The sequence below is a fragment of the Pseudomonas sp. C5pp genome (assembly GCF_000814065.1).
In the GTDB taxonomy this organism is placed as follows: Bacteria; Pseudomonadota; Gammaproteobacteria; order Pseudomonadales; family Pseudomonadaceae; genus Aquipseudomonas; species Aquipseudomonas asiatica.
Genome location: NZ_JWLN01000019.1, coordinates 51,919 through 74,880, shown reverse-complemented (window position 1 = coordinate 74,880; position 22,962 = coordinate 51,919). Strand labels below are relative to the sequence as shown.

The following is a 22,962-nucleotide window of genomic DNA, read 5'->3' as shown; positions in this document are numbered from 1 at the left end:
AAATTGCAGGGCCCCTGTGGGAGCGGGTTTACCCGCGAAAGCGGCGGTGAGTCCAACGACGCATTCGCGGGTAAACCCGCTCCCACAGGGATTTCTTACAAGAAGTATCTAGGCCAACGCTTCCTGCACCTTCGGGTCCAGCCCCTCCCCTGCATTGGCCTCGGCCCATTCCGCCAGTTGCCGGCGCATCGCAGGCGTCCAGAAGCTCTGCAGATGCTGCCGTATCCCTTGCACCGCCAGCGCCCGGTCTGGCTCGCTGTCGAAGTAATGGGCAATCTGGTTGGCCATCTTGACCAGGTTTTCGGTGCTCATCGGCGCACCTCGGCCTTCTCCGTCTTCTCCGCTTTACGGCGCTCCTTCAGCAGCCGCCGCTGTTCATCACTGAAGTCCTGATAGCGCTTCTGCCACTGCGAAGGCTGGAACACTTTCACCACCTCCACCGCCGTCACCTTGTACTCAGGGCAGTTGGTGGCCCAGTCGGAGTTGTCGGTGGTAATCACGTTGGCCCCCGACTCTGGGAAGTGGAACGTGGTGTACACCACACCCGGCGCCACCCGCGTGCTGACCTTGGCGCGCAGCACCGTCTGCCCGGCGCGGCTGCCGATGCCGACCCAGTCGCCATCCTGGATGCCACGGCTTTCGGCGTCGGTCGGGTGGATTTCCAGGCGGTCGGCGTCATGCCAGGCAACGTTGCCGGTACGCCGGGTCTGGGCGCCGACGTTGTACTGGCTGAGAATGCGCCCGGTGGTCAGCAGCAGCGGGTAGCGGTTGTTGACCTTCTCCTCGGTGGGCACGTAGCCGGTGAGCATGAAGCGCCCCTTGCCACGTACGAACTGGTCGATGTGCATGGTCGGCGTGCCATCCGGCGCTGCGTCGTTGCACGGCCACTGCAGGCTGCCGTGGCGGTCGATCTCGGCGTAGCTGACGCGGCGGAAGGTAGGCGTAAGGCGGGCGATCTCGTCCATGATCTCGGACGGGTGACGGTAGCTCATCGGGTAGCCCAATGCATTGGCCAGGGCTATGGTCGCCTCCCAGTCGGCCTTCCCGGCCAACGGCTCCATGACCTTGCGCACCCGCGAAATACGCCGCTCGGCATTGGTGAAGGTACCGTCCTTCTCCAGGAACGAGCTGCCCGGCAGGAACACATGGGCGAACTTGGCTGTTTCGTTGAGGAAGATGTCCTGCACCACCACGCACTCCATGGCCAGCAGGGCCGCAGTGACGTGCTGGGTGTTGGGGTCGCTCTGGGCAATGTCCTCGCCCTGGCAGTAAAGGGCCTTGAAACTGCCGTCCAGCGCAGCCTCGAACATGTTGGGGATGCGCAGGCCCGGGTCAGGCTGCAGGGTCACGCCCCAGGCCTGCTCGAACTCGGCGCGCACAACTTCGTTGGAAATGTGCCGGTAGCCGGGCAGTTCGTGGGGGAACGAGCCCATGTCGCACGAGCCTTGCACGTTGTTCTGCCCGCGCAGCGGGTTCACCCCTACCCCTTCACGGCCGATGTTGCCGGTGGCCATGGCCAGGTTGGCAATGCCCATCACCGCGGTGCTGCCCTGGCTGTGCTCGGTCACGCCCAGGCCGTAGTAGATCGCCGCGTTGCCGCCGGTGGCGTACAGGCGCGCTGCGGCGCGGATCTGCTCAGCAGGCACGCCGCAGACCGGGCCAAGCACTTCGGGGGCGTTTTCCGCCAGGCTGACGAAGTCGCGCCAGCGGGCGAAATCTTCGGTTTCGCAGCGGGCATCGATGAAGCGCTGGGCCAGCAGGCCTTCGGTGACGATCACGTGGGCCAGGGCGTTGAGCATGGCCACGTTGGTACCGGGGCGCAGTTGCAGGTGCAGCTCGGCGCGGGCGTGCGGCGAGTCGACCAGGTCGATGCGCCGAGGGTCGATCACGATGAGCCGCGCGCCCTGGCGCAGGCGGCGCTTGAGCTGCGAGCCGAATACCGGATGGGCGTCGGTGGGGTTGGCGCCGATCACCAGCACCACGTCGGCCTGCATCACCGAGTCGAAGCTTTGTGTACCGGCCGACTCACCCAGGGTCTGCTTCAGGCCATAGCCGGTGGGCGAATGGCATACCCGCGCGCAGGTGTCGACGTTGTTGTTGCCGAACGCCGTGCGCACCAGTTTCTGCACCAGATAGGCTTCTTCGTTGGTGCAGCGGCTGGAGGTGATACCGCCGATGGAATCGCGACCGTACTTCAGCTGGATGCGGCGGAACTCGCTGGCGGCGTACGTCACCGCCTCGTCCCAGCTGACTTCCTGCCATGGGTCTTCCAGGCGCTTGCGGATCATCGGCTTGGTGATGCGGTCCGGGTGAGTGGCGTAGCCCCAGGCGAAGCGGCCCTTGACGCAAGCGTGGCCGTGGTTGGCGCCGCCGTTCTTGTCCGGGACCATGCGCACCAACTGGTCGCCCTTCATTTCGGCGCGGAACGAGCAGCCGACGCCGCAATAGGCGCAGGTGGTGATGACCGCACGCTCGGGCTGGCCCAGCTGTACCAGGCTCTTTTCCGTCAGGGTCGCGGTCGGGCAGGCCTGCACGCAGGCGCCGCAAGACACGCACTCGGAGGCGAGGAAGTTCTCACCACCCGCCGCCGCCACCCGCGACTCGAAACCGCGCCCGGTGATGGTCAGGGCGAAGGTGCCCTGGATGTCCTCGCAGGCACGCACGCAGCGGCTGCAGACGATGCACTTGCTCGGCTCGTAGTCGAAATACGGGTTGGATACGTCCTTTTTCTCGGCCAGGTGGTTGGCGCCGTCGTAGCCATAGCGCACCTCGCGCAGGCCCACCTGGCCGGCCACGGTCTGCAGCTCGCAGTTGCCGTTGGCCGAACAGGTCAGGCAGTCCAGCGGGTGGTCGGAGATGTACAGCTCCATCACGTTGCGGCGCAGGCCGGCCAGGCGCGGGGTTTCGGTGTGCACCACCATGCCTTCGCTGACCGGGGTGGTGCAGGAGGCCGGGTAACCGCGCATGCCTTCGATTTCCACCATGCACATGCGGCACGAGCCAAAGGCTTCGAGGCTGTCGGTGGCGCACAGTTTGGGAATGCTGGTGCCGAGCATGGCCGCGGCACGCATCACCGAAGTACCGGCGGGCACAGTGATGGCGCGGCCATCGATGCTCAGGCTGACCTGTACCTCGCTGTCACGGGCCGGGGTGCCGAGGTCGCTGCTTTTATCAGAAGCGGGGTCGAAGAAATTGATCACTGCGCGGCCTCCGTGTGGGTCAGCCCGAAATCGGCGGGGAAGTACTTCAGCGCGCTGGCCACCGGATAGGCGGTCATGCCGCCCATGGCGCACAGCGAGCCGTATTGCATGGTGTCGCACAGGTCGCGCAGCAACAGGGCCTGGTCATGCCGCTCGGTCATGTCGCTGGTGGCGATCAGCCGGTCGACCACTTCCATGCCCCGGGTCGAACCGATGCGGCACGGGGTGCATTTGCCACAGGACTCCTCGGCACAGAACTGCAAGGCGAAGCGCGCCATGCTGGCCATGTTCAGGGTGTCGTCGGCCACTACCACACCACCGTGGCCGAGCATCGCGCCCATGGCGGCAAAGGCTTCGTAGTCCAGCGGCGTATCGAAGTGGCTGGGCGGTACCCAGGCACCGAGCGGGCCACCCACCTGCGCGGCCTTCAGCGGCCGGCCGCTGGCCGTGCCGCCGCCATAGCCTTCCACCAGCTCGCGCAGGGTCAGGCCGAAGGCGCGCTCCACCAAGCCGCCCTGACGGATGTTGCCGGCCAGCTGGAACGGCATGGTGCCCAGTGAGCGGCCCATGCCGAAGTCGCGATAGAACGCCGCGCCCTTGGCCAAGATGACGGGTACCGAGGCCAGGGTGAGTACGTTGTGCACCAGCGTCGGCAGGCCGAACAGGCCCTGCAGCGCGGGTAGCGGAGGCTTGGCGCGAACGATGCCGCGCTTGCCTTCGATGGATTCGAGCAGCGCGGTTTCTTCGCCGCAGATATAGGCTCCGGCGCCGACCCGCACTTCCAGGTCGAAGGCCTGGCCGCTGCCGGCCACGTCGCTGCCGAGATAGCCGGCGTCACGGGCGATGGCGAAGGCCTGGTCAAGCACGCGGATGGCGTCGGGGTATTCCGAGCGCACATAGATGTAGCCCTTGTCGGCACCCACGGCGAGGCCGGCAATGATCATGCCTTCGATCAGCAAGAACGGGTCGCCTTCCATCAGCATGCGGTCGGCGAAGGTACCGGAGTCACCCTCGTCGGCGTTGCACACCACGTACTTCTGCCCGGCCCCGGCGTCACGCACGGTGCGCCACTTGATGCCGGCCGGGAACGCCGCACCGCCGCGGCCGCGCAGGCCGGAATCGAGCACGGCGGCGACCACCTCGGCACCATCCAGAGCCACGGCCGCTTCAAGGCCGGCGAAACCGCCATGGGCACGGTAGTCGTCCAGCGACAATGGGCGGGTGATGCCGGCGCGGGCGAACAGCAGGCGCTGCTGGGTCTTGAGGTAAGGGATGTCCTCGACCGGCCCCAGGGCCAGCGAGTGGCCACCAGGTTCACCGGGCTCACCGGTAAAGGCGTCGAGCAAGGACGGCACGTCTTCCGGGGTGACCGGGCCGAAACCCAGGCGCCCTTGCGCGCTCTCGCACTCCAGCAGCGGTTCCAGCCAGTACAGCCCGCGGGAGCTGGTGCGCTGAATATCCAGCGGCAGCTGGCGGCGCTCGGCCTCACGCTGCAATGCATCGGCAACCTGGTCGGCGCCCACGGCACGGGCTACCGAATCGCAGGGGATATACAGCTTCAGCATGCTGCGTCCTCCTGGCAAGCGTTGACCAGCGCGCGCAGGCGCTCAGGGGTAAGGCGCGCATGCACCTGGCCGTCCAGTTCCAGCGCTGGCGAGCAGGCACAGGCGCCCAGGCAGTACACCGGGCGCAGGCTGATGGCGCCGTCGGCGCTGGTGCCGTGGTCCTCCAGCGCCAGTTGTTCGCGCAGTTGCGCCGCCAGCGCCTCGGCGCCCCGGCTCTGGCACGACTCGGCGCGGCACAGGCGCAGGGTGTGGCGCGCCGGTGGCGTGGTGCGGAAATCGTGGTAGAAGCTGATCACCCCACGCACCTCGGCCAGGCTGAGGTTCAGGGCATGGGCAATTTCGGCGACAGCGGCATCGGGGATGTAGCCGATGTCGTGCTGGATGGCATGCAGGATCGGCAACAGCGCGCCGGGGGTATCCTTGTCACGGGCCAGAATGCGTTGGATCACAGGCAGGTGGAGCAATTCATCAGGCATACAGCGGACCTCGGCATCACGGACCCTGCCTGAATTGTTGTGAGGGCAGGTATCCGGCGTGTTCTGCTGCGGCGCGCCGGCCACGTCACGGTTGCGTGGAGCCAGCGGCCTCCTTGCCTGCGGCCGTACGTCTGCGCGCACTGGTCCGAGGCATCCTGCAAGCATGGCACTTGTGGCGCCGGGGGGTTGCGTGCGAACGACCAGGCGCATCCTGAAACCGACGCGGGTTGTTTCTGGCCTTATGCAGTCTGCTGCGCTGTCGCTTAGAGAACTGAATTCGCAAGCGGTCCGCGTACCCTGTGGGAGCAGCTTTAGCCGCGATGAATCCAACGCGGTGCATGGCACCGGCTGCGCCGGTGTTCGCGGCTAAAGCCGCTCCCACAGGGTCCCTGCTAATTCAATGAGTTATGTCCAGTCCCATGAATGCATGGTATGCGCAAGCTTCAAAGCTGCACGGCTTTGTCGATCAGTGCTTGCCTTCCACCGCCTTGGCCGTCTCGATCAGCTTGTCGAACTTGCGGTTCAGCTGGGCAAAGCGCTCATCGCTCTTGGCCCGCGCCTTGACGTTATGGTCCGAGCTGGCCTTGTCGGCGATGGTCACCACCGTCCAGTCCCGGTCCTTGGCCACCCAGTACACCAGCTCACCGTCCGCGGAAAACGCCTCGAGTCGGCCACCGCTGTTCGGCACAGGCTTGGCCTGCCTGGTCATCGGCAGCAGTTGCTGGACCCGCGCCTCGTCGGTGCTGGCCAGCCGCACCTCCACCTGGCGAAGCTGGTCGGCCTCGTTGAACGATGCCTTCACTTGCGTGATGGCAATACCGCCCAGGTTGAAATCGCCCTTCGGGTTGCTCCCCTGGAAGAACTCGGTGGGCACCTGGTAGTGATAGCCGGTGAAATGCTCAACTTCGCCGAACTGCTGCTGCAGAATGGCCATGGCCTGGGGCTTGGGCATGCCCAGGGTGAACTGGCCGACTTCCAGCGCCGACCAGGCTTGCAGGGGGAAAAGCGCGCAGGCGAATACCAGCGGCAGGGTCCGTTTCATCGGTCATCTTCCTTGAAAAGAGCCCAGCAACCTAACCCCTGCATGACGATCAGACAATACTGGCAGGGTGCCAAGCCCACCCTGCCCCGGCTTCGCGACGCCTGGCTGGGTCAGCGGTTTTTGCGCATGCCCATATGCGCGTCATCCATCAGCGCCTTGGCCATGTCGCAGAGAAAGTGCGAAGCCCAGACCAGCACCGGTTCGTTGTCCATAACCCCTATGAACGACGCTCGCCGTGAGCAGTCCATCAAGACCGACGCTTGTTCGATCGCGTGGTCGCAGCAGTTTCCCGCCTCTACGCGGAAAAGTTTCTTGCCGTCCAGCACACCGTCCAGGAACGTGGCCGCACCTACGGTCAGGCCCAGTGTGCCGGTGTCGTCATCCAATTCCTTGTCCATCTGAAACCCTCTTTTGAATCTGCCGGCCAGTGCGATTTCCCGGTTGCAGTCCCCGGCAAGAAAACCGCACCGCCCAGGCTGGCAAAATTTGAAAATCAGCCCATCAATGCAATGTATGCACCGGCTGCCCGCCCCGGAGCTGCACCTGCGCAATCGCCGACTCCAGCAGCGTGCGCACAGCCTCCATTTCATGCATGACCGCCAGGGTCATGATCGTGGCGGGAGATCTGGGGAGCGAGGCTATGGCGTGATGGCCTACGGACAAGGCGCAGAGTACGTATTCCGCGGCATGGATCAGGGTGTCTTCCAGGTGATGGGGTGAGTCAGTGGAGAAAGGTGGATCGGGAACGAGTTTCAGCATGACAGCCTCCAGACAATAACAAGTCGGACCGTCGCCAGATCACTTGCAGATGATAGGGTGGCGGCTACATGCGGGCCTGCAAGACCGGGCTTGGAGGTCGATTCCCGGCTGGCCCGAAGACCACCCGCACGCAGCCACCGTTGAACGAAGCCAACAGCAAACTGAGACCAAACCAAGCATCGGGCTTGCAGACCCGGTCGTTGAATTTGCAACGACAGGGCGAGACTAGGGGGCTCAGGTTTCCATCGCAATGGTGAAACGGCTTGAAAAGGATGATTCAGAAATGGACTACGAGGAAGGGGAAAAATCTGATTAGTTCTTGTAGGAACTGATATGAGTTTCTCTAAAAGACTCGAAGAACCGAGTGTGAAACACAGCGCTTGGCGGTACGCTGTGCTTCTTTCAAATGCTCACTACAACGCCAACCGCGCCAGTCGCTGCAAAGCTCGAATCACCTCCTGATCCCGGTTCTCCAGCACATCCGCCTGAATACGGGCGATCACAGCCTTCAGCAATTCGGTCTGGTTCATCTCTGTATGCTGCTGAAGCGCAAGCATGTCCTCCGCCATGTACGGATTGACCTTCATCGACAACCGCCAACAGTGGAACGCGCAAGCCCGCGCTGCTCTCGCTGTTCATCCAGCGCCTGAAGGAACGTTTGATGCGCCGCATGCAACTGCCCACTATTGCTGCGCCTGCACCAACTGTTGGAAATAGTGGGCAAGAAACAACTTGCGCAAATTTGCCCCCGCCTCATTACTGACCGCATGCATGGCCGCATCGAGCACATCCAGATAGACCGCCGGCAAACGCGCCTCGATCGACTTGAGCTGCTGCTTGCGCGCCTCGCGGATGGCCGCTCCCAGGCTCGCCCGCCCACCTGGTGATTCCGTACACACTGGTCAACAACGACGCCCGCTTTCTGCTGCCCAATGGCTTCGCCTGCGGTGAAGACTTCTTCCGGCTGCTGAAGGATGCTTTCGACCTGTTGTGGCAGGAGGGCGCGCACCACCCGAAGATGATGAGCGTGGGCCTGCATGGGCGGATCAGTGGCCATCCTGGTCGTGCGATGGCGCTGGCGCGCTTTCTCGATTACGTGCAGGGCCACGACGGGGTGTGGGTCTGCCGGCGCGAAGAGATTGCCAGGCACTGGATAGCCCAGTTTCCCGCCTGAGCGGTCAGTCGTTCGCAACAAACACGGGATCAGCTACCGGCCTGCCCTGCCGGACGCGCCGAGCACAGCCTTGCGCTGGCATTTCATCAGGACCTTACGGCCGGTTTCGACAAAGGGCGTGACGATCAGGCTATAGACCGTCAGGTAACGCTGGTGGTCCTGCTCACCGGTGCCGAAGCGTATGCTTTCGGGCGTTGATGTAGTGACATAGAGCGTGCCGAACATCCAGTCCCACAGGGACAGGTTGGTGCCGAAGTTCCGGTTGAAATGGCGCGGGGCGTCACTGTGATGGATCTGGTGCTGGGCCGGGCTGTTCAACACATGTTCCAGCTGCGGGCCGAACGACAGCCAGACATGGCTATGCCGCAGGTTGGCCGCCAGGCTGTTGAAGATGAACACCAGGTAGGTCACGCCGAACAGGGTGTAGCGGCTGACTTCACCGCCGCAAAGGTACCAGAAGCATCCGGCGTAGAAGCCGATGCCAATGCCGGTGCTCAGTTTCTCGACGATCTTTTCCACGAAATGCACCCGGCTCGCTGTCGCCGGCACCAGCACGGGCGCCGAATGATGGACTTTGTGAAAGGCCCAGAGCCAGCGGGAGTGAAAGGCCCGGTGCGCCCAGTAATGGATGAAGTCCTTTAGCAGGAACACCCCCAACCCGTAGAGCAGGGACAGTGCAAGGTTCTCGCCCAGGCGCGGGCGCGCGCCCCAGAGGTTGCTGAAAAAGGCCAGGTAATCGCCGGAGCGCAGGATGTAAGGGTCGACCAGATGGACGACGGGTAGCACCAGCGCAACCTTGAGGATGGCCCGCACGAAGTAGTAGCGGTAGTCCAGCAGCGCCGAGGGATGCAGATGTACCCGGGCGCCGCCGATGAATTGCCAGAACGACTGGGCGTCGCTCAGGCCGCGCCGCTTCCTGAAACGGAACAGGCCGTAGGCTGCGCCATAGGAGATGCAAAGGAACAAGGCCCCGAAACGGCCGTTCATATTGAAAATGCCGAGAAACTGGTCGGTAACGGGCGTAATTACCCACTCGGTCAGGTGCTCAAAGACAAGCGACAGGGCATCCACGAAACGTCAGCCTCGGCAAAAGGGACGCAATTGTAAATCAGATTGATTTACTCCAGTGGTTTTATGCATTGCCTGGTGCTACCTCACCAGCTCCCGCCTGCAGGCACTGCCGCAGTTGAAAGTGGGCGGCAGAGTGCGCTGGCGAGGCTCGGAGTTCATTGATCAGCGTGAACGACCCGCTTCGCCCAGTCGACCGATCATGCCAGGCCGGTTACGCTGGTGCTTCCCCTTGCACGAAAGGCCAGCGACCGCATTCACCCTGCTGCCCCCCCCCTGCGAACACCGAAAGCACCGGTGCCATCCACGGCACGGTCAAGACAATCCCCGATACAGCAATCCCGGCTAGGCGCCTGCATGGCTGAACAACGGATGCTAGCGCTCACCGCACCTCCCGGAGATTCCGTTCGTTGACTGATTCACAGCACAAAGCGACCTACACGAAACGGTTCGAAGCCGTGCTTGCCTACATCGACAGCCACCTCGAAGGTGACCTGTCGGTAAATGCCCTGAGCCGCGTCGCGCACTTCTCGGCATTTCATTTCCATCGGCAGTTCACGGCATACATGGGCATTCCGGTTTCACGGTATGTGCAACTGATGAGGCTTCGACGCGCGGCGCACCAACTGGTCGCCTCGCCGGCCATCTCCGTGCTGGAGGCAGCTTTCGGCGCCGGCTTCGAAAGCCCCGAAGCCTTTTCCAGGGCTTTCAAGCGTGCGTTTGGCATGGCGCCGAGCGTATTCGCCAAGGCCCCGAACTGGCAGGCCTGGAGTGCGGTTTTCGTTGTTCCTCATATTTCAAGGAGTATCACCATGCAGATCCGCATCGTGGATTTCGCCGAAACCCATGTGGCCGCGCTCGAACACCAAGGGGCGCCCGGCCTGGTCAGTGAAAGCGTTGCGCGTTTTCGCCAATGGCGCATTCAGAGCGGCCAGTCACCGGTGGCCAGCAGCCGAACCTTCGGCATCCCCTACGACAACCCCGACACCACCCCGGCACACGCCTTTCGCTTCGCCGTGTGTGGCGAGATATGCGAAGCCGTGCAGCCCAACGATTTCGGCGTGCACGAACGCATCATCCCGGCGGGCCGCTGCGCCGTGATCCGGCATACCGGCTCGCCTGACTACATTGGCGAAACCATCTATCCGCTTTATCGGGACTGGCTGCCTTCGAGCGATGAGGAACTGCGGGATCATCCGTTGTTCTTTCACTACTTGAGCGTGTATCCGGAAACGCCGCTGGAGCAATGGCAAACGGATATCTACGTGCCGCTCAAGTAAGTTGGCTGGTGGCTAATCTGGGGAGAAGGCTGCAGGGCCGCGCATGGATCGAGTCCAGACGGATGCCCGGCTCTCTTGGTAAACTAGCTGCCTGCCCTGGCTATCACCGAGCGCTTGCCGTCGACTTTTGCCAGGGCGCGCAACCGGATTGCTACAAACACCTTCGAAACTGCTGAATTTGGTACAAGACACGTTGAACGATATGACCACAAACCCAGGCTCTAACCCAGCAACCACGCGCCCTGAGCCTTCCCGTCGCTTCAGCGTTGCACCGATGATGGACTGGACAGACCGCCACTGCCGGTTCTTCCTGCGCCTGCTCTCCAAAAACACCCTGCTCTACACCGAAATGGTCACCACCGGTGCCCTGCTGCACAACGACGCCCACCGTTTCCTGCGCCACGACGTCTCCGAACACCCGCTGGCCCTGCAACTGGGCGGCAGTGTGCCGGCCGACCTGGCCGCCTGTGCCCGCCTGGCCGAGGAGGCTGGCTACGATGAGGTCAACCTCAACGTCGGCTGCCCGAGTGACCGGGTGCAGAACAACATGATCGGCGCCTGCCTCATGGCCCACCCGGCGCTGGTGGCCGATTGCGTGAAAGCCATGCGCGATGCGGTGTCGACCCCGGTGACGGTCAAGCACCGCATCGGCATCAATGGCCGCGATAGCTACGCCGAGCTGTGCGATTTCGTCGGCCAGGTGCGCGAGGCAGGTTGCCGGAGCTTTACCGTGCATGCGCGCATCGCGATCCTGGAAGGGCTGTCGCCGAAGGAGAACCGTGAGATTCCGCCGCTGCGCTATGACGTGGCGGCGCAGTTGAAGGCGGACTTCCCGGACCTGGAGATCGTGCTCAACGGCGGGATAAAGACCCTGGCCGAGTGCCAGGCACACCTTGAAACCTTCGATGGGGTGATGCTGGGGCGTGAGGCGTACCACAACCCTTACCTGCTGGCCGAGGTGGACCAGCAGCTGTTCGGCAGCGAGGCGGCGGTGGTCAGCCGCAGCGAGGCGCTGGCGCAGTTGCGGCCTTATATCGTCGCGCACATGGAAACTGGTGGCGCGATGCACCACGTTACCCGGCATATCCTGGGGCTGGCCCAAGGGTTCAAGGGGGCGCGGCGCTTCCGCCAGTTGCTGTCGGCGGATATCCACAAGGCGGCGGAGCCGTTGGCAGTGTTCGACCAGGCGGTGGAGCTGTTGCAGGGGCGGTAATTCAGCAGGTGAGCCTGATCGCCAGCAAACCATCCCCTCCAGGATGCCGCAGGGGTTCAGATATATGCAGATGCTGTGGGAGCGGGTTTACCCGCGAAGAAAACAACTCGGTACATGGCACCGGCTTCGCCGGTGTTCGCGGGTAAACCCGCTCCCACAGGGATGGCGCAAACCACCACATTTTGTGTAAGCCAGTTGTATCTCCAGCGGCCCTTGCAAGCAGATGCGGAACCTAGGGGCCGCTTGCGACTCGAATCCTCACCTTTCGCACCGCGCTTCGCGAGCCCTTGAGTGGCCGTCGGGGCTCGGGTAATGTCGAGTCATTGCACAGGACAGAGCACGCCCATGACCTCCAAGCTGGAACAACTCAAGCAGTTCACCACCGTGGTCGCCGACACCGGGGACCTGGACGCCATCACCCGCCTGAAACCGGTCGATGCCACCACCAACCCGTCGCTGCTGCTCAAGGCTGCGGCCATCCCGGGTTACGCCGAGCTGCTCAAGCAGGTGAAGGCCGATGCCAAGGGTAATGTCGACTTGGCCTGCGACAAGTTCGCGGTGGCCGTGGGTTCGGGCATCCTCAAGGTCATCCCCGGGCGTATCTCCACCGAGGTCGATGCCCGCCTGTCGTTCGATGAACCCGCGCTGCTGGCCAAGGCGCGCAAGCTGATCGAGCTGTACGAAGCCGCCGGTGTTGGCCGCGAACGCGTGCTGATCAAGCTGGCCTCCACCTGGGAAGGCATCCGCGCCGCCGAGAAGCTGGAGAAGGAAGGGATCCAGACCAACCTCACCCTGCTGTTCTCCTTCGCCCAGGCCCAGGCTTGCGCCGATGCCGGGGTGTTCCTGATTTCGCCGTTCGTGGGCCGTATCTACGACTGGTACAAGAAGAGCACCGGCAAGGAATACGTGGGCGCCGAAGACCCGGGCGTGCAGTCGGTCACTCGCATCTACAACTACTACAAGGCCAACGGCTACAACACGGTGGTCATGGGCGCCAGCTTCCGCAATATCGGCCAGATCGAGCAGCTGGCCGGCTGCGACCGCTTGACCATCAGCCCAGAGCTGCTGCAGCAGCTCAGCGATGACCAGGGCAGCCTGCCGCAAGTGCTGAAGCCGGGCAATGCCGGCGAGCCCAAGCAACAGCTGAACGAAAGCCAGTTCCGCTGGGCCATGAACGAAGATGCCATGGGTACCGAGAAACTGGCCGAGGGCATTCGCCAGTTCGCGCGGGACCAGGAGAAGCTGGAGAAGTTGATGGCTGAAAAGGCCTGATACATTTCGGGATTGCCTGACGGGCGGGAAGTGTTCAGCATTTTCCGCCCGTTTTGTTTTACCTGGCCTTAGATTTGTATTGAATTCCAGGGCCTCTTCGCGGGTAAACCCGCTCCCACAAGGATTCCCACAGGCCAGAAGTTGGCGCTGTACCTTTGGGAGCGGATTTACCCGCGAAGAGGCCCGAGAAGCCACCTGAGCTGTCGATGACCTCCTCTACCCCATTGCCCCTCGTACTCGCCGGCCCGGTACTGCGCCGCCTGGAACCCCAGCGCCTGGCCATCTGGCTGGTCGCCACGCAACCGCTGCAACCCGAATTCATCTTCCCGGCAGGCGAGGCCCAGGTCGATTGCCAGGTGGTCGCGGTGGGCCAGCACGCCTTCATCCATCTGCTGGACATCCACTTCGCCCAGCCGCTGCCCTGCAACCAGCTGCTCGACTATGACCTGCTCATCAACGGCCAGGGCATCGCAGGCTGGGCGCCGCACCTGCTTTACCCCGGCGCCCGGCGCCCAAGCCTGGTACTGCGCGATCGGCTCGACCACCTGCTGCACGGTTCCTGCCGCAAGCCGCATTTCCCGGCCGCCGATGGCCTGCTCTGCGCCGACCGCCTGCTGCAGGCCTGCGAAAAACCCGCGGACCGCCCCGCCGTGCTGCTGATGACCGGCGACCAGGTCTATGCCGACGACGTTGCCGGCCCGATGCTGCGCGCCATCCATAGCCTGATTGCGCGCCTGGGCCTGTTCGACGAGCAACTGGAGGGCGCGGTGGTGCCCGACAGCCAGGCGCTGTACCAGCACCCGGCCTGCTATTACCACCGCGCCGACCTGCTGCCAGCGCAGGAGCGCAACGAAACCCTGCGCGAGCGCTTTTTCGGCGGCAAGCGCAAGCCGATATTCTCGTCCAGCAACGCCGACAACCACCTGGTGACCTTCGCCGAGGTCATGGCCATGTACCTGCTGGTGTGGTCACCGGTGCCCTGGCAGCTGGTGAACCTGGACATGCCCGACGGGCTCACCGCACCGCGCCAGGCACGTTACCGCCAGGAGCTGCCGCTGATCCAGGCGTTTGCCGACAACCTCGGCCAGGTAGCGCGGGTGATGGCCCACCTGCCGTGCCTGATGATCTTCGACGACCACGACATCACCGACGACTGGAACCTATCGGCGCTATGGGAAGAAACCGCCTACGGCCACCCCTTCTCGCGGCGGATCATCGGCAATGCCCTGCTCGGCTACCTGCTGTGCCAGGCCTGGGGTAACGACCCGCAGGGTTGCAAGCCCCTGGTCGGGCAATGCCAGGCGTTGAACAGCCAGACCCAGGATGAGCTGATCGGCGCACTGCTGCGCTTCCAGGGCTGGCAGTTCAGCCTGCCCACCAACCCACCCTTGCTGGTGCTGGACACCCGCACCCGCCGCTGGCGTAGCGAAAGCAGCCTGGCCAAGCCGTCCGGGCTGCTCGACTGGGAGGCGCTGAGCGAGTTGCAGCAAGCACTGCTGGACCACCCCTCGGCGATCATCGTGTCGCCTGCACCGATTTTTGGCGTGAAGCTGATCGAGACGGTGCAGAAGCTGTTCAGCTGGCTGGGCTACCCGCTGCTGGTGGATGCCGAGAACTGGATGGCCCACCGCGGTGCAGCGCAGGTCATCCTCAACATCTTCCGCCACTCGCGCACGCCGGGGCACTACGTAGTGCTGTCCGGCGATGTGCATTACTCGTTCGTCTATGAAGTGCTGATCCGCCACCGCCAGCGCAGCCCGCACTTGTGGCAGGTGACCAGCAGCGGGATCAAGAACGAATTCCCGCGGCGCCTGCTGGATGTGCTCGACCGGCTCAACCGCTGGCTGTATGCGCCACGCTCGCCGCTCAACTGGTTTACCAAGCGGCGGGAAATGGAGGTGGTGCCGCGTACGCCCAGCCATAGCAAGGCTGGCGAGCGGTTGTGGAATGGTGCGGGGTTGGGGCAGGTGTTCTTCGATGAACAGGGGCGGCCGGCGCGGGTGTATCAGCTGGATGCGGGTGGGGGTGAGGCTACCGAGTTTGCGCGGCGAGGGTGATCAGGCAGGTAATGCTTGTGTTGGCCTTGCCGGCCTCTTCGCGGGTAAACCCGCTCCCACAGGGGCAACACAGGTTTCGAATGCAACGCAGTACCTGTAGGAGCAGCCTTGTGCTGCGAAGAGGCAGGTATGACAAAAGATATTCTGTGGCAGTGCTGGCCTCTTCGCAGCACAAGGCTGCTCCTACAGGTGAGCGCCTGACTCAAGACTGGTGCATAACCTGTGGGAGCGGGTTTACCCGCGAAGAGGCCGGTACAGGCTGAAGATCAGGTCCGCTCCAGCGCATTGACCAGGTCATGGAAGGCTTCGCGGTTGGAGTCGTTCAGGCCCATGAGGATCTTGTGCGCCTCCAGCACCTTGGAGCGCACCACATCTTCGTTCTGGTCTTGGGATGGCAGGTCGGTCAGGCATTCCGGACACGGGATCGGCCGATCGACGATGTTGAACACCTGATCGAAGCCCATCGACTGCAACAACCGGGAAATGTCCGGGTTGGTGGTGACCACGGTCGGCAACAGGCCCACCTTCTGGCGCGACAGGATCGACAGCTTGGCCAGCAGGCCCAGGGTAGTGCTGTCGATGCTCTCGGTTTCGGTCAGGTCGATGACAATCGCCGAGAAGTTCAACGCGGTGAAAATCTTCTCGATCGTCGCATCCAGCGCCGAACACAGGGTCAGGCGCACTTCACCGACGAATTTCAGGACGAAGGTACCGCTCTGCTCGGCGAACTGGATTCTACCGGTACTCATTGAAGGTTCCTGCTCAACACCAATAGGGCGATATCATCCGGCATCTCCCCAAGCGTAGCCAATCCGAATCGTTGACGCAGCCCATCCAGGCTGCCACCTGCTGCCCTGACGATTTCCGGCAGGGCGGTTTCTTTATCTTTGAGCGTATCACCCGGCAAAAGGTCCAGAATGCCATCGGACATCAGGCTGAGGCTGAACTGCGGCGGCAGCTCAACTACCAGGTCCTGGTAAGTAGCCTCGTCGAACAGCCCCACCGGCAGGCCGCGGCCTTCCAGGTAGCGGGTGTGCTCGGGGGTGTGCAGCACCGGCAGCGGCAGATGGCCGCCAACGGCGTAGGTCAGCAGGCCGGTGTCTTCATCGATTACCCCGCCAACCATGGTCACGTGCTTGCCCAGCTTGCAGTTGATCAGCCCGCGGTTGATGTGGCTGAGCACCTGCGAAGGTTTGAACTCGCGCATTTTGCTGCCGCGCTTGAATTCGAACAACAGCCGTGTGGTCATGAACTTCAGCAGCACGGTGACGAACGCTGACGACGCGCCATGCCCGGAGACGTCGGCGAGATAGAAAGCGATGCGCCGTTCGTCCACCCGGAAGTAATCGGCAAAATCACCCGACAGGTACAGCGACGGGATGATTTGGTGCTCGAAGGCGAACTCGCCGGCCACCCAAGGGCTTTCCGGCAGCATGTTCATCTGCACCTGGCGACCGGCGGTCTGGTCCTCCTGCAGCAGGTGCAGGCTGGCCTCCAGTTCGCGGTTGGCGGCTTCGAGCTTGTCGCGGTAGCGCTGGTTTTCCAGCACCAGGCGCGAGCGGTCGAGGGCGCGGCGCACCGAATGCTCGAGCACGGCCAGGTCTTCCAGCGGCTTGATCAGGTAGTCGGCAGCGCCCAGGCGCAACGCTTCCACCGCATCACTCATGACGCCGGCACCGGACACCACGATCACCGGCAACTGCGGGGCGCGCTCGCTGACCTGGCGGATCAGTTCGAGGCCGCCCATCTGCGGCATGCGCAGATCGCAGATCACGAGGTCGGGCTGGTGTTCTTCGAAGACCTGAAGCCCCTGCTGGCCATTGCCGGCCTGGAGGACGCTGAAGCCACTGTCTTCAAGATAGGCGGCGAGGCTTGCACGGACCACGTCGTCGTCATCGATGATCAGCAGCGTTGCACTGGTTTTCTGCATGTGGGCGAACGGCGCCGATTTAGGTTGGTGCAGCGGTGTCGGCAAGGCAGACGGCCAGCTACGGGAATTCTTTATGGTCACACTCTACTTGAGTTGTAGGACAAGAACACCTGCCCGGCAACTGTCTGGCAACTGCGAGAGCTACCTTGTAAGGCGCAGACGGTACTCCCATCCGGCAGGCGTTTCAAGCATGCAAGGGTCGACCCCGGCGCACTTTACAGGGCAAATCACCGAGAGTTATAAGAAAGTCGACCAGCGCAACCCGACGGGAAGGATGCAGCATGCCCCACACGCCCTCCAGCCATGGCGAGAAACGCGATTTCATCCGCATGCGCATCGACACCGAGGTCAGCCTTCTGCACGAAGGCCAGGTGATCGCGGCAGTGTGCCTGGACCTGTCCAGCGGCGGCATGCAGGTGCAGGCACCGCAGCGCTTCCAGGTGGGGGACCATATCGAGGTACGGATCGAGTCCGAGCATCCGGCGCTGAAAGGGCTGCACGCCAGCACGGAAGTGGTGTGGATTGCCGACCAGCCGGGCGGGCAGCAGAAGTTCGGGTTGCGGATTGTAGCGATGCATTGATGGGCCTGCTGGGCACCCCTGTAGGAGCGGCCTTGTGTCGCGATAGGGCTGCGCAGCAGCCCCCCGACTTCAGCTTCGCCGCATGAATTGCCGGGGCCGCTTTGCGGCCCTATCGCGACGCAAGGCCGCTCCTACACGGGGCTGCGCAGGACCAAGCCCGCGCAGGATCAGAAGTCGTCTTCGACCTCGCCATCCTTGACCTTGAACTCGCGGTTCTGCAGGTAGGCGTTGCGAATGAAGATGTACTTGTCACCCTGGATCAGCTTCTCTGCCGACAGCAGGTCGGCGCGGGTGTCGATGATATCCAGGGCAAAGATCGAATTGCGCGTCGGCACATGGTCGATGTAGCGGTAGGGTTTGGTGTAGGTATCCGGGTACTTGGCCACGCCGTCACGCACGGTGCTCGGGCCCAGCAGCGGGATGACCACGTACGGGCCGCTCGGCACGCCCCAGTAACCGAGGGTCTGGCCGAAGTCCTCGTCGTTGCGCTGCAGGCCCATCTTGGTACCCACGTCGAAGAAGCCGCCCAGGCCGAAGGTGGTGTTGACGATCAGCCGCGCAGTGTCCACGCCCGCCGCATGGGGCTTGAACTGCAGCAGGTCGTTGGCCAGGTTGGTCACGTCGCCCAGGTTGCGGAAGATGTTGTGGATGCCATCTTCGAGGAACTGCGGGGTGACCGCCTGGTAGCCCTTGGCCAATGGCTTGAGGGCATAGGTGTCGAGGGTATCGTTGAAACGGAAGATCGGGCGGTTGACCGCTTCCCAGGGATCTTCCTCGGTGGCTGCCTGGGTGGCTGCCACGGGCGCCAGCAGCATGCTGGCGCAGACACAGGCCTGGGTGACTCGTTCGATCACACTGGCACCGATCCTACGCATAGGTGTTTCTCCATCGAATTTCTCGGCCGCAAGCGCAAACGGGTGCGCTGCTGTACGGCGGCAGTATAGAGGCTTGCGGGCTGATAAACAGCTTTACACATCTCTGCTCAATATTTTGTGAACAACTGTTGCGCGGTGCCGGTTGTCACAGGGCGGTAACAATCGCCGAATAGCCTGCGGACTATTTGAGGGAAGTTGCCATGGACAATGCACCCGCCTTCACCGCTGTGCTGTTCGGCTTGCGCGGCTGCCTGGTGCAAGCCGCCAACGGCACCCCCTCGCCCGCCCCCGGCGCGCTGGCCACCCTCGCCAGCCTGCGCCAGCGCCAGGTGCCGTGCATCTGGCTGGACGACCTCGACGCCCCCCAAAGCAAGCGCCTGGCGCACGTACTGCCCGCCTGGCTGCCGGGGCATTCGGTGAACGGCGTGCGCTGGCCGGCGCCGAACGCCTGCTGGCAGGCCCTGATGACGCTGGACAGCGAACGCCTGGACGGCTGCGTGCTGGTCAGCGGCGACCCACGCCTGCTGCAATCTGGCCTGAACGCGGGGCTGTGGACGGTGGGGCTGGCTGCCTGCAGCCCGTTCTGCGACCGCAGCTCGCGGCAATGGCAAGCCTTGACCCCGCAGGAGCAGGACCTGGCCCGTGGCAAGGCGACGCTGGAACTGTTCAGCCTGGGCGTGCACTCGGTGATCGACCACCTGGAAGCGCTGGAGACCTGTCTGCAGGACATTGCCCAGCGCCGGCGCAAAGGCGAAAAACCCTGATACAGCACCGTTGACGCGGATCATGCAAAGCATCGGCAGGTGGATTACGCTGAAGACAGGCCAGAACCTTTGCCGCTTCGCTGAGGTCCATGGCTTGCCAAGCCATTGATGGAGAACTGCCAATGCCTGCCCGCGAATTGCAAGAGCGCCTGAACAGCTTGCGCGAGCAACTGGATCGCAACGTGCCGCTTTCGGACGAGGAGCTGGCCGCGCTGCACGAAGAAGCGCGCCAGATCGAGGCGCAACTGAAGCTTGAGGAAGCCACGCCAGACAACAACCTGGTGGACGGCGTGAACCTGGCGATCGAACGCTTCGAGGCCGAACACCCCGACCTCACCGCCACCCTGCGCAGCATTGCCAACTCGCTGCACAGCATGGGGATCTGAACAAGCCGGGGCTGCTTCGCAGCCCATTCGCAGCACAAGGCTGCTCCTACTGGGGTTATGCGTCTCCCTGTAGGAGCAGCCTTGTGCTGCGAATGGGCCGCAAAGCGGCCCCGGCGTACTTGAACTTACTGCCGAACCAGGCGCTTGTTGTCCGGGCTGATCACCCCCGTGCTGCGGTAAGGGTTGATATCCAGCCCACCCCGGCGCACATAGCGCGCATACACCGTCAAATGCTCCGGCTGCAGCAGGTTCTTCAAGTCCAGGTAGATCCGTTCCACACACTGCTCGTGGAAGTCGGCATGCTGGCGGAAGCTGATCAGGTAGGTCAGCAGGCTGGCATGGTCCAGCGCCCTGCCCTTGTATTCGACCACCACGCTGCCCCAGTCCGGCTGACCGGTGACCGGGCAGTTGGACTTCAGCAGGTGGCTGTGCAGGGTTTCTTCCACCTGTTGCTCCGGGTTGCAGCGCAGCAGCTCTGGCTGCGGCTGTTCGTAGTTGCTGATGGCAACGTCCAGCTCATCGATGCACTGCCCCGGCAAGGCCACCACGCCTTGGGCCTCGACCTCGGCCAGGGTGCGCACTTTCACGCCCACCGGCTTGCCGGCGGCGGCGGACAGGTCTTTCTCCAGGCACGCCTGCAGCTCGCCAAGCGAGGCGAACACCGTCTGGTTCAACGAGTTCAGATACAGCTTGAACGACTTGGACTCGATGATGTTCGGCGAATCGGCGGGGATGGCGAACTCGCCGATCGCCACCACCGGCTTGCCAGATGGCAGCAGCCAGCTCAGCTCGAAGCAGTTCCAGTAATCCACACCCTGCCACGGCAAGGTCTGGGCGGTAACGCCCAGCTCGGCCCACTTGGCGGTACGCGGGATCGGGAACAGCAGCTCCGGGGAATAGGTGGCAATGTATTCGCTGGACTTGCCCAGCGGGGAATGTTCGGCAGCGGGATGCATGGAAACTGACCTGAAGGTTCGAAATTGCCCCTAGTCTACCGGTTTTGCACCCCGCCTTGGAGCGCAAGTCAGCGGGATTACATCTTCGTCAGTTTGGGGCAAGCCGGTGCATCGTCACGTATCATCTCAGCATCACCCAATCCCTGTGGGAGCGGGTTCACCCGCGAACACCGGCAAAGCCGGTGCCATGCATCGTGTTGAATTCTTCGCGGGTAAACCCGCTCCCACAGGGTTTTGTGCCGTTTGCTGGAGTCAATTCACCCAATGAAACTGCTGATCGTCGAAGACCAGGCCCGTACCGGCCAGTACCTGAGCCAGGGCCTGAACGAGGCCGGCTTCGCCACCGAACTGGCCACCGACGGCGAGACCGGCCAGTTCCTCGCCCTGACCGGTGACCACGACCTGCTGATTCTCGACGTGATGCTGCCCGGCCGTGACGGCTGGCAGATCCTCCAGGCCGTGCGCCAGGCCGGCCTGGACACCCCGGTGCTGTTTCTCACCGCCCGCGATGCCGTGGAGGACCGGGTGCACGGCCTGGAGCTGGGCGCCGATGATTACCTGGTCAAGCCGTTCGCCTTCTCCGAACTGCTGGCGCGGGTGCGCAGCCTGCTACGCCGGGGCACCAGCCCCAGTCAGGACACCACCCTGGGCCTGGCCGACCTGCGCCTGGACCTGATCCGCCGCCGCGCCGAGCGCGCCGGCCAGCGCATCGACCTGACCGCCAAGGAGTTCGCCCTGCTTGAACTGCTGCTGCGCCGCCAGGGCGAGGTGCTGCCCAAATCGCTGATCGCCTCGCAGGTGTGGGACATGAATTTCGACAGCGACACCAATGTGATCGAAGTGGCGATCCGCCGCCTGCGCCTGAAGATCGACGACCCACACCACAACAAGCTGATCCATACCGTACGCGGCATGGGCTATGTACTCGAAGAGCGTGCGGAGTGATGCGTCGGGTCTCCCTCGGCAGCCGCCTGGCCCTGCTGTTCGCCGCCTGCACCGCCGCTGTCTCGCTCGGTGCCGGCCTGATATTCAGCCGGGCCAGCGAGCAGCACTTCGTCGAACTGGACCAGCAACTGCTGGACTCGCGCCTGTCGCTGTTCCGCACCCAGCTGGCCGGCATCACCACCCCGGCCGAGCTGCAGGCGCGCCTGCCCGCCTTGCGCGATGAACTGGGCCACCAGGCCGACCTGGCCCTGCGCATCAACGGCAGCGACGGCGCCACCTGGTTCGAAAGCCGCACAGGCCTGCCCCGGACACCGCTGCCCGACGGGCTGGCAACCCTGCATGCGCAAGGCATCGACTACCGCAGCCTGGCCGTGCACCTGGCGCAAGGCGCCCCGCAGTCGCCACAACTGACCGTGTATCTCGACATCACCCATCACCAGCACTTCCTGGAGGGCATGCAGCGGCTGATCTGGCTGACGGTGGGCCTTTCGGCGCTGGCCACTGCGCTGCTCGGTGCCTGGGCTGCACGCCGCGGGTTACGCCCGTTGCGACAGATGGGCCAGGTGGCTGCCAGCGTGTCGGCGCGCTCGCTCACCACCCGCCTGCCGGTGGCACAGATGCCCGAAGAGCTGGCCGAACTGGCGACGGCCATGAACGCCATGCTGCAGCGCCTGGACGATGCCTTCCAGCGCCTGTCGGCATTCTCTGCCGACATCGCCCACGAGCTGCGCACCCCGCTGTCCAACCTGCTGACCCACACCCAGGTCACCCTCACCCGCCCGCGCAGCCTCGAAGAGTACCGCGAAGCCCTGCACGGCAACCTCGAGGAACTGCAATGGATGGCGCAGATGATCAACGACATGCTGTTCCTGGCCAAGGCCGACCATGGCCTGCTGGTGCCGGGGCAAGCACCGCTGGTGCTGCATGAGGAGGTGGATGCGCTGCTGGAGTACTACGCGCCGCTGGCAGAGGACAGCGGCGTGCAGATGCTGCGCGAGGGTGAGGCGCTGCTGCAGGGCGACCGGCATATGCTGCGCCGGGCGCTGTCCAACTTGCTGGACAATGCCTTGCGCTTTACCCCGTCGGGTGGGCAGATAAAGGTGACATTGGGGCCAGGGCCGAGGATTGGCGTGGCCAATACCGGAGCGGCTATCGAGCCGGCGGCGCTACCGCGGCTGTTCGACCGCTTCTACCGGGTGGACCCGGCGCGGCGGGAAGGCAGTAGCGAGCATGCCGGGTTGGGGTTGGCAATTACCCGGTCGATCGTGCAGGCCCATGGTGGGCGCATCAGGGCAGAGTGTGCGTATGGGTGGACGCGATTCGTGATCGATTTCACTGAAGACCAGTGACATCGGGGCTGGCACGCCACCCTGTGGGAGCGGGTTTACCCGCGAACACCGGCGAAGCCGGTGCCATGCA

The 22,962-nt window shown here is 63.7% G+C and carries 23 protein-coding genes and 1 pseudogene; 10 read left to right on the top strand and 14 right to left on the bottom strand.

Annotated features, from left to right (window positions below):
• Positions 1-108 precede the first annotated feature (108 nt).
• From RR51_RS16795 to RR51_RS31550, 9 genes are all read right to left on the bottom strand, one after another.
• The gene (locus RR51_RS16795) at positions 109-312 is read right to left on the bottom strand and encodes a formate dehydrogenase subunit delta (protein WP_039614153.1); all 204 of its coding nucleotides are present in this window, start codon (positions 310-312) and stop codon (positions 109-111) included.
• Positions 309-3,200, bottom strand: coding sequence for a formate dehydrogenase subunit alpha (gene fdhF / locus RR51_RS16790; RefSeq protein WP_039614152.1), 2,892 nt, complete (start codon positions 3,198-3,200; stop codon positions 309-311). Before fdhF ends, RR51_RS16795 begins: the two co-directional genes overlap by 4 nt.
• The gene (locus tag RR51_RS16785; protein ID WP_039614151.1) at positions 3,197-4,765 is read right to left on the bottom strand and encodes a formate dehydrogenase beta subunit; all 1,569 of its coding nucleotides are present in this window, start codon (positions 4,763-4,765) and stop codon (positions 3,197-3,199) included. The genes fdhF and RR51_RS16785 overlap by 4 nt, the downstream gene beginning before the upstream one ends.
• Positions 4,759-5,241, bottom strand: a complete 483-nt coding sequence (locus RR51_RS16780; RefSeq protein WP_039614179.1) for a formate dehydrogenase subunit gamma — start codon at positions 5,239-5,241, stop codon at positions 4,759-4,761. The genes RR51_RS16785 and RR51_RS16780 overlap by 7 nt, the downstream gene beginning before the upstream one ends.
• A 466-nt stretch (positions 5,242-5,707) precedes the next feature.
• Positions 5,708-6,283, bottom strand: coding sequence for a hypothetical protein (locus RR51_RS16775; RefSeq protein WP_039614150.1), 576 nt, complete (start codon positions 6,281-6,283; stop codon positions 5,708-5,710).
• 110 nt (positions 6,284-6,393) lie between these two features.
• Entirely contained in the window at positions 6,394-6,681 is a 288-nt protein-coding gene (locus RR51_RS16770; protein WP_039614149.1) for a DUF3077 domain-containing protein, read from the bottom strand.
• A gap of 103 nt (positions 6,682-6,784) precedes the next feature.
• Positions 6,785-7,042 (bottom strand): hypothetical protein, encoded by a 258-nt coding sequence (locus RR51_RS16765; protein ID WP_039614148.1) that lies wholly within the window; start codon positions 7,040-7,042, stop codon positions 6,785-6,787.
• Positions 7,043-7,455: 413 nt separating this feature from the next.
• A complete protein-coding gene (locus tag RR51_RS31555) occupies positions 7,456-7,629 on the bottom strand; it encodes a hypothetical protein (protein ID WP_236693273.1) in 174 nt (57 codons plus the stop codon).
• Positions 7,630-7,725: 96 nt separating this feature from the next.
• Positions 7,726-7,941, bottom strand: coding sequence for a hypothetical protein (locus RR51_RS31550; RefSeq protein WP_236693272.1), 216 nt, complete (start codon positions 7,939-7,941; stop codon positions 7,726-7,728).
• Between RR51_RS31550 and RR51_RS16755 the strand changes: the two are divergent.
• A pseudogene (locus RR51_RS16755) lies at positions 7,902-8,216 on the top strand (chitin deacetylase); the annotation flags it as partial. The gene RR51_RS31550 and the pseudogene RR51_RS16755 sit on opposite strands and share 40 nt — an antisense overlap.
• Before the next feature lie 33 nt (positions 8,217-8,249).
• Here RR51_RS16755 and RR51_RS16750 read toward each other — a convergent pair.
• Positions 8,250-9,287 carry a sterol desaturase family protein gene (locus tag RR51_RS16750; protein ID WP_039614147.1) on the bottom strand — a complete coding sequence of 346 codons (1,038 nt, stop codon included), beginning with the start codon at positions 9,285-9,287 and terminating at the stop codon, positions 8,250-8,252.
• 407 nt (positions 9,288-9,694) lie between these two features.
• Between RR51_RS16750 and RR51_RS16745 the strand changes: the two genes are divergently transcribed.
• The 4 genes from RR51_RS16745 (at position 9,695) to RR51_RS16730 (ending at position 15,106) form a co-directional block, all read left to right on the top strand.
• Positions 9,695-10,564 (top strand): AraC family transcriptional regulator, encoded by an 870-nt coding sequence (locus tag RR51_RS16745; RefSeq protein ID WP_039614146.1) that lies wholly within the window; start codon positions 9,695-9,697, stop codon positions 10,562-10,564.
• 202 nt (positions 10,565-10,766) lie between these two features.
• Complete coding sequence (gene dusA / locus RR51_RS16740) at positions 10,767-11,777, top strand: tRNA dihydrouridine(20/20a) synthase DusA (protein WP_039614145.1); 1,011 nt, start codon at positions 10,767-10,769, stop codon at positions 11,775-11,777.
• Positions 11,778-12,122: 345 nt separating this feature from the next.
• Positions 12,123-13,049, top strand: a complete 927-nt coding sequence (tal, locus tag RR51_RS16735; protein ID WP_039614144.1) for a transaldolase — start codon at positions 12,123-12,125, stop codon at positions 13,047-13,049.
• A 206-nt stretch (positions 13,050-13,255) separates the two neighbouring features.
• A complete protein-coding gene (locus RR51_RS16730; protein ID WP_039614143.1) occupies positions 13,256-15,106 on the top strand; it encodes an alkaline phosphatase D family protein in 1,851 nt (616 codons plus the stop codon).
• Positions 15,107-15,372: 266 nt separating this feature from the next.
• Here the strand turns inward: RR51_RS16730 and rssC are convergent, their stop codons facing one another.
• On the bottom strand, positions 15,373-15,855 hold the full coding sequence (rssC, locus tag RR51_RS16725; RefSeq protein ID WP_013971741.1) for an anti-sigma factor antagonist RssC: 483 nt from the start codon (positions 15,853-15,855) through the stop codon (positions 15,373-15,375).
• Complete coding sequence (rssB, locus tag RR51_RS16720) at positions 15,852-17,036, bottom strand: two-component system response regulator RssB (protein ID WP_015269551.1); 1,185 nt, start codon at positions 17,034-17,036, stop codon at positions 15,852-15,854. Before rssB ends, rssC begins: the two co-directional genes overlap by 4 nt.
• Positions 17,037-17,317: 281 nt before the next feature.
• On the opposite strand from rssB, the gene RR51_RS16715 reads away from it, so the two are divergent.
• Positions 17,318-17,617, top strand: coding sequence for a PilZ domain-containing protein (locus RR51_RS16715; RefSeq protein WP_013971739.1), 300 nt, complete (start codon positions 17,318-17,320; stop codon positions 17,615-17,617).
• Positions 17,618-17,784: 167 nt separating this feature from the next.
• On the opposite strand, the gene RR51_RS16710 is transcribed toward RR51_RS16715, so the two are convergent.
• Positions 17,785-18,492, bottom strand: coding sequence for an MlaA family lipoprotein (locus RR51_RS16710; RefSeq protein ID WP_015269550.1), 708 nt, complete (start codon positions 18,490-18,492; stop codon positions 17,785-17,787).
• Positions 18,493-18,692: 200 nt separating this feature from the next.
• Between RR51_RS16710 and RR51_RS16705 the strand changes: the two genes are divergently transcribed.
• Entirely contained in the window at positions 18,693-19,256 is a 564-nt protein-coding gene (locus tag RR51_RS16705; RefSeq protein ID WP_039614142.1) for a phosphonoacetaldehyde phosphohydrolase-related protein, read from the top strand.
• A 122-nt stretch (positions 19,257-19,378) separates the two neighbouring features.
• Positions 19,379-19,642, top strand: a complete 264-nt coding sequence (locus tag RR51_RS16700) for a DUF4404 family protein (RefSeq protein ID WP_039614141.1) — start codon at positions 19,379-19,381, stop codon at positions 19,640-19,642.
• 125 nt (positions 19,643-19,767) lie between these two features.
• Here RR51_RS16700 and queF read toward each other — a convergent pair whose 3' ends face one another.
• Positions 19,768-20,598 (bottom strand): NADPH-dependent 7-cyano-7-deazaguanine reductase QueF, encoded by an 831-nt coding sequence (queF, locus tag RR51_RS16695; protein ID WP_039614140.1) that lies wholly within the window; start codon positions 20,596-20,598, stop codon positions 19,768-19,770.
• Positions 20,599-20,862: 264 nt separating this feature from the next.
• Between queF and cinR the strand changes: the two genes are divergently transcribed.
• Positions 20,863-21,543, top strand: a complete 681-nt coding sequence (gene cinR, locus RR51_RS16690) for a two-component system response regulator CinR (protein ID WP_039614139.1) — start codon at positions 20,863-20,865, stop codon at positions 21,541-21,543.
• Positions 21,540-22,892, top strand: a complete 1,353-nt coding sequence (locus RR51_RS16685) for a heavy metal sensor histidine kinase (protein ID WP_039614138.1) — start codon at positions 21,540-21,542, stop codon at positions 22,890-22,892. The genes cinR and RR51_RS16685 overlap by 4 nt, the downstream gene beginning before the upstream one ends.
• The last annotated feature ends 70 nt before the right edge of the window (positions 22,893-22,962 follow it).

What these genes read in the sequence shown, in the direction of transcription:
- RR51_RS16795 (WP_039614153.1), bottom strand. Translation starts at nt 312, where the DNA reads ATGAGCACCGAAAACCTGGTCAAGATGGCCAACCAGATTGCCCATTAC.
- RR51_RS16785 (WP_039614151.1), bottom strand. Translation starts at nt 4,765, where the DNA reads ATGCTGAAGCTGTATATCCCCTGCGATTCGGTAGCCCGTGCCGTGGGC.
- RR51_RS16780 (WP_039614179.1), bottom strand. Translation starts at nt 5,241, where the DNA reads ATGCCTGATGAATTGCTCCACCTGCCTGTGATCCAACGCATTCTGGCC.
- RR51_RS16775 (WP_039614150.1), bottom strand. Translation starts at nt 6,283, where the DNA reads ATGAAACGGACCCTGCCGCTGGTATTCGCCTGCGCGCTTTTCCCCCTG.
- RR51_RS16770 (WP_039614149.1), bottom strand. Translation starts at nt 6,681, where the DNA reads ATGGACAAGGAATTGGATGACGACACCGGCACACTGGGCCTGACCGTA.
- RR51_RS16765 (WP_039614148.1), bottom strand. Translation starts at nt 7,042, where the DNA reads ATGCTGAAACTCGTTCCCGATCCACCTTTCTCCACTGACTCACCCCAT.
- RR51_RS31555 (WP_236693273.1), bottom strand. Translation starts at nt 7,629, where the DNA reads ATGAAGGTCAATCCGTACATGGCGGAGGACATGCTTGCGCTTCAGCAG.
- dusA (WP_039614145.1), top strand. Translation starts at nt 10,767, where the DNA reads ATGACCACAAACCCAGGCTCTAACCCAGCAACCACGCGCCCTGAGCCT.
- tal (WP_039614144.1), top strand. Translation starts at nt 12,123, where the DNA reads ATGACCTCCAAGCTGGAACAACTCAAGCAGTTCACCACCGTGGTCGCC.
- RR51_RS16730 (WP_039614143.1), top strand. Translation starts at nt 13,256, where the DNA reads ATGACCTCCTCTACCCCATTGCCCCTCGTACTCGCCGGCCCGGTACTG.
- rssC (WP_013971741.1), bottom strand. Translation starts at nt 15,855, where the DNA reads ATGAGTACCGGTAGAATCCAGTTCGCCGAGCAGAGCGGTACCTTCGTC.
- rssB (WP_015269551.1), bottom strand. Translation starts at nt 17,036, where the DNA reads ATGCAGAAAACCAGTGCAACGCTGCTGATCATCGATGACGACGACGTG.
- RR51_RS16715 (WP_013971739.1), top strand. Translation starts at nt 17,318, where the DNA reads ATGCCCCACACGCCCTCCAGCCATGGCGAGAAACGCGATTTCATCCGC.
- RR51_RS16710 (WP_015269550.1), bottom strand. Translation starts at nt 18,492, where the DNA reads ATGCGTAGGATCGGTGCCAGTGTGATCGAACGAGTCACCCAGGCCTGT.
- RR51_RS16705 (WP_039614142.1), top strand. Translation starts at nt 18,693, where the DNA reads ATGGACAATGCACCCGCCTTCACCGCTGTGCTGTTCGGCTTGCGCGGC.
- RR51_RS16700 (WP_039614141.1), top strand. Translation starts at nt 19,379, where the DNA reads ATGCCTGCCCGCGAATTGCAAGAGCGCCTGAACAGCTTGCGCGAGCAA.
- queF (WP_039614140.1), bottom strand. Translation starts at nt 20,598, where the DNA reads ATGCATCCCGCTGCCGAACATTCCCCGCTGGGCAAGTCCAGCGAATAC.
- cinR (WP_039614139.1), top strand. Translation starts at nt 20,863, where the DNA reads ATGAAACTGCTGATCGTCGAAGACCAGGCCCGTACCGGCCAGTACCTG.